Origin of the sequence: Allorhizobium borbori (assembly GCF_014196535.1) — a bacterium.
Taxonomy (GTDB): domain Bacteria; phylum Pseudomonadota; class Alphaproteobacteria; order Rhizobiales; family Rhizobiaceae; genus Ectorhizobium; species Ectorhizobium borbori.
The window spans coordinates 119,790-132,134 of record NZ_JACIDU010000005.1 but is presented as its reverse complement, the minus strand read 5'-3'; the positions used below and the strand labels follow the sequence as shown (position 1 = coordinate 132,134).

The following is a 12,345-nucleotide window of genomic DNA, read 5'->3' as shown; positions in this document are numbered from 1 at the left end:
CGCAATTATTTCGCCAGAAGGCCTTCGCGGGTGAGGATGGTATTCACCTCGTCAGCGGTCTTCGCAAGGAAAGCATCGATCTTTGCATCGTCACCGGCAAGCGAGGCATCGCCGAAAGCGATGACGAGCTGGGCAGCTACGCGCGTCAGAATCTCTTCAACCGGGCCAATCGACGGCAGGGTGAAGAAGCTGTAGTCCTTCGGGTAGTCCACGAATGCGGCAAAGGCCGGCTGTTCCTTCGTAACGCTCGAATAATCGACGTTCGAACGGTTCGGCAGCCAGCCGACATTCTTCAGCAGCCAGACAAGATTTTCGGGCTCGTTCGTAGCCTTGGCGAATTCCCAACCGATCTGTGTCTTGCCTTCTTCACCCGCGACATAAAGGTTCGTCGGCAAGCCGATCGAACCCTTGGGCAGAGGAGCCGTCGCATATTTCAGGTTCGGGGCCTTCTTGGCGATATCGCCGATAACCCAGGATTCCCGGATGAACATGGCGGTCTGGCCGCGTTCGAAGGCATCCGCGTCTGCCGGCATTTCCGGCGAAACGGTCTTGGCAACGAAAATGTTGTCGAGATACTGTTTCAGCGTCTTCCGGCCAGCTTCGTTGGCAAACCCGGCTTTCCACTTGCCGTGGCCATCCGTTTCAAGCAGCGCACCGCCATACTGATGCAGGTTGACCCAGAATTTTTCGGCAATACCCTGACCACCACCGGAAAGGCGCATGCTCCAGCCGGAGACCGTTGCCTTGCCTGAAGCATCGCGCTGCACGAGCTTGGAGGCATATTCCGAATATTCATCCATCGTTTTCGGAGGTTCAGTCAGACCGGCTGCGGCAAACATCTCGGTATTGTAATAGAGCGCGCCCTGCCCGCGGAACAGCGGCATGCCGTAAACGGTGCCATCATAACTTGCGGTATCGGAGAAGAATGTGCCGAAATTCTGCGGATCCTTCACAAAGGAGGCCACATCGTCCGGAGCTTTTGGCAGAAGCTCGTTTTCGAGGTAACGAGTAGCCGTTGAGCCGGCAAGCTCGATCACCGTGATGTCGCTGCCGCCGGACGACAGGCCCAGCGCAACGCGCTTTTCATGCTCGCGCAGGGCAATGGCCTCGACCTTCACCTGCAGGTCTGGATGCTTCTTTTTCAGGCCCTCGGCAACATGCTCGTAAAACGGCGCCATTTCCGGATAACCGCTCCACACCGTCAGCGTCTCGGCCGATGCCGAAGCCATGGCCGACATGAAAAAGGCGCCGCATACGCCTGCGATGAGCGTTGCGCGGGCTGGAGCTTTGGTTCTGCTGGATTGCATGTTCATTATGTGCGTTCCCTTCTTTTGCTTTTCGTCCATGGTTCGGGCAGGAGTGACGGCTGGGTTCCCGAGGTCCAGCCGTTTAGGAATTCGTCGCGGAGCCCTCTCGGATCAGGGTCGTGGCCTTCTCGCAAAGTGTCTCGGCGGAGCCTGCGGCAAAGCTCATCGGCATGCCGTAGTAGCGGTGCGCCTCATCCACTTCGTAGCCGCCGAACGCATATTCGCTGGCGGGTGGGATGTAGCCGGGATTGTCGTCGGCAAAGGCAATCGTGAAGACCGGTGCATCGCCAGCAGCAGCACGAATGGCGAGCGCAGTTTCCGCGAATATCTCGCCAGGCAAGGCAACCAGAAGAACACCGCCCCATTCGAAAACGGTAACGCGTGTGGTCAATCCGTCAGCGGCAAGCGGCCCGACGCGACGCGCCCAGTCAGCCCAATAAAGCAGGAGACTCCGCCGGGCCGGATCGGCAGTAACGGCCTCCCCTTCCCACCGGCTGGCAAGGACCGGTAGCGGCTCCGTCTCCCGCCGCTCAAACCCGAGCGTCACCGCACCATTGTGAACGGACACTCCCCCTGCAATCTGCCGGGCAGGTGCGGCAAGCGCCGCAGCGGCGATCTTTTCGCCAATCCGTTCGGCAGCAGCGAAGGTCCGCTCCGGATTGGCCGCAAGCGAGATTGACGCATGTGCGGAGTGCCCGGTATTGGCATCCCCGACGCATCCCGTCATGAACACGGCAACCGATCCGGGAAAGGCTCTTTCGAGTGCCTCACGCGTGAAGTGCGGGTAATCCGCGGTCCACAGGAGATTGTCGGCTCCGAGAACAACCGGGTGGCATGCGTAGGAAACCAGAACCGCAATCGTCGCACCCTGCATGTCCGTGAGGTGCAGAACGGGCAGGGACCGATCGACGATACCCCCCGAATGGCGTCTGTTTCGCGCTATATCGGGATCAGAACCATAGCCTGCCGAAAGCATTGCCGGGCGGCGTTCACACGCGGCTTTATCGATAGCCGCAACGCAAGCGTCCTCAAGGCGCTCAAGATAGGCCGGATCTGCGGCCCCGCCAAGCCGGCCGGCCATGGAAGCCGGTCCGCCATGCGTATGAAGCGCCGACACCACGACACGTTCGGCCGAAAGCGCACAGCGCTCGCGAATCCGCAGGCTCATGGCCGCATCGATGCCGATCACGTCGGCCACAACGACCGCCGTATCGCCGATGACCACGGCGCGCGCAGTCAACCGGTCATGAAACCCGCGCGCGGTATCGCTCCGGGCGGCAAAGCCCGCCATGACCATGCCCGGTGGCGGCGTGATATCCACGATGGCTGCGCCTGCGTCGATCATGGGAACACCCTTTCTCCGGCCACCAGCGTTTCCTGAACGATGAGCGCAGCATCGCCTTCGTTCCAGTCGAACAGGATAAGGTCTGCCCTTGCTCCTGCTTCAAGAACGCCGCGCCCGCCCACAAACCGGCCGGGGTTGACCGTTGCGAGCTTCAACGCCCGGCCCAGCGGCAGGGAAGCCATTTGCGCGGCAATGGCCACGTTGGCGCAGAGGGGCAGGCTCGCGCCAGCAAGATAAGGCGTTCCAGCCACGCTGATACGTCCTTCAGGCGAAACCTCCACGGCACCGCCAACCGGCTGGTCGTAACGGCCTGCAGGCATTCCCGCCAACGCCACGGTGTCGGACACAAGTACAACCCGCTCCTCACCCTTGGCGCACAACATCGCCTTGAATGTATCGGCTGGCAGATGCCAGCCATCGGCAATCAGCCCGGCGGTCAACCGGTCATCGGCCATCTGCGCCCATATGAAGTTCGGATGGCGTGGCAACAGCGCCGCCGCTCCGTTGCCGAGATGGGTCGAAACGCATGCTCCCGCTGAAGCAGCCGCATGAATTTCCTCCGGCGTCGCCGCCGTGTGGCCGATGGCCACATGAACGCCACGCTCGGAAAGGGCACGGATATAATCGGTGCTGCCTGAATGCTCCGGTGCAAGCGTAACCATCGTCACCAGATCGCCGGAAGCCAGCTGCCACCGCTCGAATTCGGCAATTTCCGGGCCGCGGACATGCTCGACTGGGTGCGCACCGCGCGGTCCATCCATCAGCGAGATAGATGGACCTTCAACATGAACGCCTGCAATCATCTCGCTTGCCAGCGCATACTGGTCGCGGGCGCCGGCAATCGCCGCAAGTGCGGCAACGATGGAGCTTTCGGCTGCAGTGATAAGCGTCGGTTGCCAGGTCGTAACGCCGACGCTTGCCAGTTCCCTGCACAGCTTCAGAACGGCATCGGGCGTCAACGCACCATCATTCAGGTCAATACCGCGAAAGCCATTGACCTGAAGGTCAATCAGGCCGGAAGCGAGGTAATGGGGCGCTGCCGTGCCGTGCGCCTCAACGGACACAATCAGCCCGTTGGCGATTTCGACCGCCATGCCCTTTCCTGTCTGCGGGTCTCTGCCTTCGATCCTCATGGTCAGAGCGCCTTTACCCGCCCCTGAAAGCGCGAGATGAAGCGGCCATTGGCTTCATCGCCACCCGGAGCATTTCCGCTGCGCCACACCGGCGGCTCGATACCGCGTTCCACGAGTTTGGCAACGGTGCGGATAACGAGACAATTGAGCGTAAAGGCGTTGGCAAAGGTGGAAATCGCTGAAATATTCTCAGTCATTCCCGGCATCTGCACCACCGCATCGCCGATCGGCACCTTGGTGTCGATGGCGATATCCACGATGTCATGCAGGTTCTGGCGCGTTGGGTGACGTGCCGGATGATCCGGCGCGGTTCCTGCGGCATGCTGGCGGGAACTGACACCAATAATAAAGGCGCCACGCCGCCGCGCTTCCAGCGCGGCATCGATCAGGGCCGCATTGATACCATAGGCATTGACCAGAATAAGAAGCGAGTGCTCGTCAAGGCGCTGGTCGGCGATGACAATCTTCCCGTATCCAGGCAGGCGCTCTATGGCCATGGAGCGCAAGGCTCCGTTAGAGAGCAGGGTTCCCTCGTCAAGAATGGCGCTGACATGCATCAGGCCACCTGCGCGGAAGAACACTTCCTGCGAAGCAAGATTGGAATGCCCGCCCGGCCCGAAAATGTGAATCAACCTGTCGCCGGCAACCTGATCAGCCAGTTTCGCAGCGGCTGCATCGAGTGCGGACGCCTCTTCAGCAAGAACCCGGCGCATCAAATCCTGCGTCGAAGCAAAATAGCCTTCGCACAAAGCGTCGGCGTCAATCCGGATCGTGTCAGACATCGGGGTTGGAATCCTTGTCAATATAAAGCGTGCAAGTGCCACGCTCTCTCAGGATGCTGGCCGGGCAAGCCGTATCGACGGGGCCATAAAGCGTGTCACGCACGGCTGCACGCTTGGTGGAGCCAGGCACGACGCAGAACATGCGATCTGCCCGCAACAAACGTGGAACAGTCAACGTCAGCGCCCGTGACGGCACCGCATCGAAATCGGGAAAACACCCGTCATTCACCTGCTGCGTGCGGCAAACCTCGTCAAGCTCGACAATCTTGACGTCCTCCGGGTCATCGAAATCGGCGACGGGCGGATCATTAAAAGCAACATGGCCGTTTTCGCCGATGCCGAAGCATACGAAATCGATCGGCGCCTCGTTCAAAAGGGTCGTGTAGCGAACGGCTTCCGCCGCAGCGTCAGCATCCGGCTGCAATTTATGAACGGCAGCAAAACCCACTTTGGCAAAGAGGTTCTGCTCCAGCCAATTGGAAAAACGAGCAGGAGATGCGGGGGGAAGACCAATATATTCGTCCATGTGAAACGCAGTCACACGCGACCAGTCGATACCCGGCGTGGCGCAAAGACAAGACAGCATCTCGGACTGGCTGGGTGCTGCCGCGAAAATCATCCGCACAGCACCGCGCTCTTTCAGACGCTCGATCAAAGCACCCGCCACGTCGCCCGCGGCAGCGGCTCCCATCTGAGCTCGTGTTGCAAAAGCTTCGACAGAAAGCCGGCCAAAGGTGCGGCAGGCAACCGGTTCGGGACGGCTGGGATCTTGGGACGTCAAGGCTTTTCTCCACTGCAAGGTTTAAAACCCGACGACTTCGGAAGCCGCTTGTCCGCTCGGGCCTTTCATGGCAAAAAGTTTTCATGCAACCGGTTGCATGTCAAGTATCAAAACTGCATTTTACCGGAATTGATGAATATGTGAGATTTGTGCTAGGCGATAAAATCAAAGCCGTAATGTGGGTACAGGCGGAACTGTTCCTCTGCTTCAGGAGAAAGCGGGCCATGCCCGTATGTCCTCTGACCTGTTGCGGCAGACGATGACAGCAAGATGTATCCGGCGCTCCTCGCCGATCGGGAAAGCGAACGAAGCTGCATGAGCAAACACATCAAAGGCGTAACGATCAGCCAGGTGGCGGACGCCGCCGGCGTGGCCAGATCAAGCGTTTCTCGTGCGTTCACCCGGCCCGAAATGCTCAGTCCCGAAACAGTCAACCGAATCATGGCGGCGGCCGATCAACTCGGCTATCGCCCCAACCATACCGCCCGCGCACTCAGCACGGGGCGGTATGGCAACATCGCCCTCATAGTGCCCGATATTGCCAATCCGTTCTTCCCGCCCATGATCCGGGCTGCGCAGATGCAGGCGGATAGTGCCAATTTCTGTATCTTTCTCGGCAACACCGAAGAAAACGGAGAGAAGGAGGATCAGCTCATCGGTCGTTTCACAGGCCAGGTCGAGGGGCTTATACTCGCCTCTCCCCGTCTCTCCGATGAGCGTATCTGGGCCCATGCCGAGAAACTGCCCCTCGTCCTGATCAATCGTGATATTCCCGGCATCTCCAGCGTGCTTATCGACAGTTCGGTGGGCGTTGCGGAAGCCGTCACGCATCTTGCGAAACTGCATCACCGCAAGATGGTCTATATCAGCGGCCCACCGGTTTCATGGTCCAACCGCCAGAGACAGGAAGCATTCGATAAAACCGCTCTTGCCCTCGGCGTTGAAACCGCAACGGTTCCCACACTGCGCCCGGATTTTGAATCGGGCCGCAAGGCGGTCGAAGCCATGTTGGCAACCGGCGCAACAGCCGGAATCGCCTTTGACGATCTCACAGCCCAGGGCGTGTTGACCGGGCTGGCTGAACGGGGAATTTCGGTTCCAGCCGACTTCAGCCTGATCGGCTGTGACGATGTGCTCGGCTCAGTCACCTATCCAGCGTTGACCTCTATTTCAAGCCAGTCTTCCGAGGCCGGACAAGCCGCGATAGCCCTGCTGCTCGAAATGCTGCAAACCAGCAAACACGCCGATCTGCGACACATGATTGCAACGCATCTCGTCGTCAGAAATACGACGAGAGAACCACATAGCGCGGTGACGTCAGGGTAAACCAGACAAGGAAACCTGACCACGACCATGATGACCGGCAACACGCCTGCTCCTGAGGCGGGTTAAAGCGCCTGAAAGCCTCATCCTCAATCTCTGAAGGCGCCACTTCGTAAATACCTACCCGCCTTCACGACTTTACGTCGCGGCAACAGGCTGCAAAGGCGCAGACGACAATGTTCAATCGCACGTCCGTACACGAAATTCCTCATCATGCCGTAAGCGGGATTATGCCGCATGGTCGAATTTGGCGGCTGTCGCGCCTGCTTTCGGCCATGCGACAGTTCGGCAGAATCAGAGCGCCTTAAGGAAAGCGAGAATGGGGTGGACACCAGGGGGGGTGGGTTTTGGGCGACGATGCTGGAACGCTGCCTAGCACCGTCGATTTCAATTCCGGCGGCATTCCGAATCTTAATCAGATGCTTCACAAAGCCGAGTATGTCACGGCACAGGTGACACGCTATCAGGACCGCCCCGTTCCCTGACCAATTTGTCGCAGCGGTAAACGCGGCTTGACCGTTCCATGGTGGTAGTTGTGCGCCTAGTAAGCGCGGGACACGGATGCCGCAGTGCGTGCGCGGCATTCACAATATCCCCCACGCCCGAAACCTCCCCCTCCCGGTCATCTCGCGTAGGCCCAGTTCCAAAACGATCCGCCGCGCCGCCTGCGGCGTCATGTCGAGCGTTTTCGCCACCATCCCGGCCGACACCAACGGCTTCGCCATGACCAGCTCGACCAGTTCCGGCAGCTTTGACGACGTTCGTCTTCCCGCCAGTTTGCGTTCCATCATCTGACGAGCCAACGCCAGGCGGTCATGCTCTTTCATGCCGATCTCTGCGGCCGCCAAGAAGCCGTGGGCGATGGCAAGCAGCCGGGTTTCCCGGTCGCGATGCCGGCGCCGATCGACGGGAATGGTTTTCAGGCCAAGATTGATGGCGGCGAGATGCGCGCCGGTGGTGATGCCAGCTTCCCGTAGGATTGATGCAGCAAGCAGCCGACCAAGCCAGGGCGCATGCTGCAGGACGGAAAGCTCGTTCCAGGCATCGAGGGCAACGATAGCCTGAAGTACTGCCGGCAGGTGTTCCGCCTGCCGCAGCACGCCGCGCCATTCGTCGAGCCGGGCATCCTCGTCCCAGTCGAGATCGTAAATCATCGGATCTTTATCTTGAATGCTGCCACGGCCAGGTCGTTTGGCACTTTCGATAGCAGCCTCCGATCGGGCGAGCACCGCATCGATGGCGGCGTAATCGATACCGGGGAGATTTCCGACGTCGTCGTCATCCTCCCCCTCCCCTTCCTGTTCGGTCGCGACCACGCGCCTGATGGTGCCGACCGCCTCCGCCTCATCAGGCCCGACCGGCGTGATTTCTGCGGTTTGCCGCAACGTGCGAATACCCTCGGCCGAAAGTGCCCAGTCCGGCGACTGCCCGGACATCCGCCGGCGGGTGCGAAGAACGTCGCGGGCGATGGTCAGTTCGTGGGTCGGGGTGCGGATATCGCGAAACGCGTCGTGGAGGACGAGGTCCTCGAGATGGACGAGTTCGCCATCGATCCACAGCGACGCACAGGCGTCGACAAAGTGGGAGCGCTCCAGGAAGCCTGCGCCGACCGGTGAACGGGCGATGCGCTCGTCGAGATGGGTGAGCGCGGTGCCAGCGTCGAAAGCTGGCCGCATCAGTACCTGGAGCAAATCCGGTGGCAGGAGGGATTCCTGTTTTCTGCAAATCATGAGATTCTTCTTTCATGACGAAGCGGCGCCTTCCCATGGTTGAGCATGCCGACACGCTTTCGCTGAAAGCGTTGCGAGAGCTCGTGACCGGTCTGGTGGAGCGCGCTGATCGGGCAGACGCCCGGATTGAAAAGCTCGAGACCGAAAACCAGAGGCTTGCGGATGAGAACGATCAGCTCAGGCTGGAAAACACCCGACTGAAGGTCGACAACCAACTCTGCGTGACGAGATTGCGCGGCTGAAAAACCTGCCGCCGCGCCCACCCTTCAGACCGTCGGGGATGGAAAAGGCAACGGGTGACAAGATGCTCACCGGCCAGGATCCGGCACCCCGGCCGCGCGGGCCGAAGAACGATACAAAGCGGGTAACGCGTGAAGAGGTGCTGCCTGTCAGTGTACCGCCGGGATCGCGCTTCAAGGGCTACAAGGACTGTTTTGTCCGGGATCTGGTGCTCAGGGTCGAGGTGGTTCGTTACCGGCGGGAATGCTGGGGGACGCCGGAGGGAGACACCATCATCGCGCCGCTGCCTGCGGGGATACGAGGCGGGTTTGGGCCCAATCTGCGGCGGTTTTGTCTGATGCTGCATGTGCATGGGCAGGTCACGACGCGGCGAATGACGACGTTTCTGAACGACGTTGGTGTCGCGATCTCCAAACGCCAGGTGGTCCGGTTCCTGACAGAGAGGTTGGATGGCTTTCATGCCGAGGATGCAGCCGTGCTGGGGTCGGAACAAGAGCAGTCCGAAATCGTACGCTAAGGTCGAACGAAACCGGAACGATGCCGTAGATCCGATGTGCAACATCCGATCTCTGTGGATTGCCACCGACATGCGCCAATTTTGATTTCTCTGTCCGGCCCGACTCGACAACGCTTCGAGCAGATTGCTCATCAATGGAGTCGGGCGATGGCAAAGCGCAAGCTTCTTAAAGATCAAGATCGCCGGAAGCTTGTCGACATACCAGTCGACGAGGATAACCTAATCCGACACTATTCGTTGTCATTGGCGGATCGCCTGGAGATTGAACTGCGGAGACGTAATCACAATCGGCTCGGCTTCGCCATCCAGCTATGTCTAATGCGATACCCGGGTCGAGTGCTTGGAGCAGAAGAAACTCCGCCTCGCGCCATGCTGAAGTATGTTGCTGATCAGATCGGCGCCGCTCCAGACGAATTTGCCCTCTATGCACGCCGCGAAGAAACCCGTCGGGATCATATGGCGCGGCTAATGGTGTATCTGGATACGAGAAGCGCGACGCTGCAAGATCGCCGCGCCGCGCTATTGGCGGCAATTCAAGCGGCGACCTTGTCCGACGACGGTGCTGCGATAGCCAGTTCGACTGTCGCCGCGTTTCGCGAACGCGGCGCTCTTCTGCCGGCGATCGACACGATCGAACGCATCGGCCTTGCCGGCCGTGCCATAGCCCGGCGGCGAGCAGAAAGAACCCTGATTGAAGACATCCCACTCGATAGGCTTCAATCACTGGATAGGCTGTTAGAGGTTGACCCGTCGATCGGCCAGACCCGCTTTCATTGGCTGCGTTCGGCACCAGAAGCGCCGGCCGCGTCGAACCTCGTCGGGCTGACCGAGCGGATAGCCTTTCTGCGGCGGCTGGAGATCGATCCGGAACTGCAGGCGCGCGTGTCATCCGGACGGTGGGACCAGATGATCCGGGAGGGCAACGCAACGCCGGCTTGGCTTGCCAACGACTTCAACGCCAGCCGTCGCCACGCTCTGATCGTGGCCCAAGTCATCAAGCTTTGCCAGAAGCTCACGGACGATGCGGTGACGATGTTCATCAAGCTGATGGGTAAATTGTTCTCGCAAGCCAACAATCGAAAGAAGCAGCGACAGATGGACTGCAGGGCGAATACCGCCAAAGCGCTGCGCATGTTTCTAGATACGATCACCGCACTACAGTCCGCCAACGACCATGGTCGGAACGCATTGGATGTTCTCGACCAAAAAGTCGGTTGGGACCGGTTGCTTCGGATGAAGCCTGAGCTTGAGTCGATGGTCGACGACAACGAGGCACCGCCGTTGACCGTGGCAGCCGAACAATACGCGACCGTCCACAAATACATTGGTGCATTTCTTCAGGCCTTCACGTTTCGCTCGGCGCATCGCCACGACCCGCTTCTGGCGGCAATTGCGCTGCTGAAACGGCTTTATGCCGAGAAGCGGCGGACACTCCCTGATCGCGTGCCGCTCACCCATCTCAGCCAAACTGATCGACGGCTTATCTTCGAACAAGGGAAACCTGATCGCCGTCTCTACGAGATCGCCACGCTAGCGGCTTTGCGAGACCGGCTTAGATCTGCGGACATTTGGGTCGACGGCAGCCGATCTTTCCGGCCGATTGACGAGCATCTGATGCCGCGGTCGACATTCATCACGATGAAGGAAGAAGATCGTCTCGGTTTGGGGGTCCAAGGCGACGGCGCGCAGTGGCTTGCTGAAGCGTGCCAGATGCTCGAGTTCAACCTGCAGCGTCTTGCGCACAGAGCACGATCCGGAAAGCTCGAAGGAGTTCGTCTTGAGGCCGGAACGTTGATCGTCACACCAACCGTCGGCGAAGTCCCCGTGGCAGCAGAGGAACTGAATGCCGAGATCAGCGATATGTATCCGTTGGTCGAGGTTCCCGACTTGTTAAGGGAAGTGCATGAATGGACCGGCTTTGCGGATCACTTCACGCATGTTCGTACCGGCGACATCCCGAAAAATGTCTCTGCCATGCTCGCTGGTGTACTGGCCGATGCGACGAACCTCGGCCCAAAGCGAATGGCGGGCGCATCCAAGGGGATCAGCGCTCACCAGATTGGGTGGATGCGCACATTCCATGCCCGATCGGAGACCTACCGCGCGGCGCAAGCGTGCATCACCGATGTCCACACCCAGCATCCGCATTCCCGCCTTTGGGGCAATGGCACAACGTCATCGTCAGATGGCCAATTTTTTCGTGCGAGTGACCGAGCCGCAAAGCGCGGCGACATCAATTTGCACTACGGCAGCGAACCCGGGACGAAATTCTATAGCCATCTATCAGATCAGTACGGCTACTTCGGCATTTTGCCCATCAGTCCGACCGAAAGCGAGGCGGCCTATGTGCTCGATGGGCTCTTCGACCAGGACACGGTGCTCGACATTCAGGAACACTTTACCGACACGGGCGGTGCCAGTGATCATATCTTCGGGCTGTTCGCCTTGATCGGAAAGCGGTTCTCACCGCGACTGCGCAATCTCAAAGACCGGAAGTTCCACACGTTCGAGAGGAGCGATGCATATCCAACCCTGTCGAACCATATCGGGGCGCCGATCAACACCGCCCTGATTCTCGACCATTGGGACGATCTGCTGCATCTCGCGGCGTCGATCACGACGCGGTCCGTGGTACCGTCTACGATCCTGAAGAAGCTGTCCGCATCTCCGAAGCAAAGCCATCTCGCGAGGGCGCTCCGCGAACTCGGCCGTATCGAAAGGTCGCTCTTCATGATCGAATGGTACTCAAGTCCGGCATTGCGGCGGAGATGCCAAGCCGGTCTCAACAGGGGAGAGGCCGCCCATAAGCTGAAACGCGCTGTGTTCTTCCACGAGCGAGGCGAGATCCGTGACCGGTCGTTCGAAAGCCAAGCTTTCCGCGCCTCGGGGCTCAATCTCGTCGTCAGTGCGATCGTGCACTGGAATACGGTTTATCTTGATCGCGCGGTCACACAGCTGAAACGAGCGGGGCGAGACATTCCTAATACTCTATTGAAACACATATCGCCGCTCAGTTGGGAACATATCAACCTTACCGGCATCTACACATGGGATGCCGAACATCAGATGCCGAACGGATTTCGATCGCTCCGCTTTCCGGCTAGGCTAAGGAACGCCGCGTAAGTTCTCATTCCGTTCGTCCTTAGCGTACGATTTCGGACTGCTCTTGTTCTGACCCCGCAGGGCC

8 protein-coding genes and 1 pseudogene are annotated in these 12,345 nt (G+C 59.5%); 3 read left to right on the top strand and 6 right to left on the bottom strand.

Annotated features, from left to right (window positions below; genetic code table 11):
• Positions 1-5: 5 nt before the first annotated feature.
• From GGQ66_RS07990 to GGQ66_RS07970, 5 genes are all read right to left on the bottom strand, one after another.
• On the bottom strand, positions 6-1,307 hold the full coding sequence (locus GGQ66_RS07990) for an extracellular solute-binding protein (protein WP_370686314.1): 1,302 nt from the start codon (positions 1,305-1,307) through the stop codon (positions 6-8).
• Between the two features lie 82 nt (positions 1,308-1,389).
• Positions 1,390-2,652, bottom strand: a complete 1,263-nt coding sequence (locus tag GGQ66_RS07985) for a neutral/alkaline non-lysosomal ceramidase N-terminal domain-containing protein (protein ID WP_183791224.1) — start codon at positions 2,650-2,652, stop codon at positions 1,390-1,392.
• On the bottom strand, positions 2,649-3,746 hold the full coding sequence (locus GGQ66_RS07980; RefSeq protein WP_237358823.1) for an N-acetylglucosamine-6-phosphate deacetylase: 1,098 nt from the start codon (positions 3,744-3,746) through the stop codon (positions 2,649-2,651). The genes GGQ66_RS07985 and GGQ66_RS07980 overlap by 4 nt, the downstream gene beginning before the upstream one ends.
• Before the next feature lie 41 nt (positions 3,747-3,787).
• A complete protein-coding gene (locus GGQ66_RS07975) occupies positions 3,788-4,567 on the bottom strand; it encodes a sugar isomerase domain-containing protein (RefSeq protein ID WP_183791219.1) in 780 nt (259 codons plus the stop codon).
• Positions 4,560-5,258 (bottom strand): 6-phosphogluconolactonase, encoded by a 699-nt coding sequence (locus tag GGQ66_RS07970; protein WP_183791433.1) that lies wholly within the window; start codon positions 5,256-5,258, stop codon positions 4,560-4,562. Before GGQ66_RS07970 ends, GGQ66_RS07975 begins: the two co-directional genes overlap by 8 nt.
• Before the next feature lie 405 nt (positions 5,259-5,663).
• Between GGQ66_RS07970 and GGQ66_RS07965 the strand changes: the two genes are divergently transcribed.
• Positions 5,664-6,674 carry a LacI family DNA-binding transcriptional regulator gene (locus GGQ66_RS07965; protein WP_183791217.1) on the top strand — a complete coding sequence of 337 codons (1,011 nt, stop codon included), beginning with the start codon at positions 5,664-5,666 and terminating at the stop codon, positions 6,672-6,674.
• 581 nt (positions 6,675-7,255) lie between these two features.
• On the opposite strand, the gene GGQ66_RS07960 is transcribed toward GGQ66_RS07965, so the two are convergent.
• Complete coding sequence (locus GGQ66_RS07960) at positions 7,256-8,401, bottom strand: RHE_PE00001 family protein (RefSeq protein ID WP_183791215.1); 1,146 nt, start codon at positions 8,399-8,401, stop codon at positions 7,256-7,258.
• Between the two features lie 14 nt (positions 8,402-8,415).
• Here GGQ66_RS07960 and GGQ66_RS23415 point away from each other — a divergent pair.
• Both GGQ66_RS23415 and GGQ66_RS07945 read left to right on the top strand, forming a co-directional pair.
• A pseudogene (locus GGQ66_RS23415) lies at positions 8,416-9,122 on the top strand (IS66 family transposase); the annotation flags it as partial.
• 183 nt (positions 9,123-9,305) lie between these two features.
• On the top strand, positions 9,306-12,281 hold the full coding sequence (locus tag GGQ66_RS07945; protein ID WP_036588672.1) for a Tn3 family transposase: 2,976 nt from the start codon (positions 9,306-9,308) through the stop codon (positions 12,279-12,281).
• Positions 12,282-12,345 lie beyond the last annotated feature (64 nt).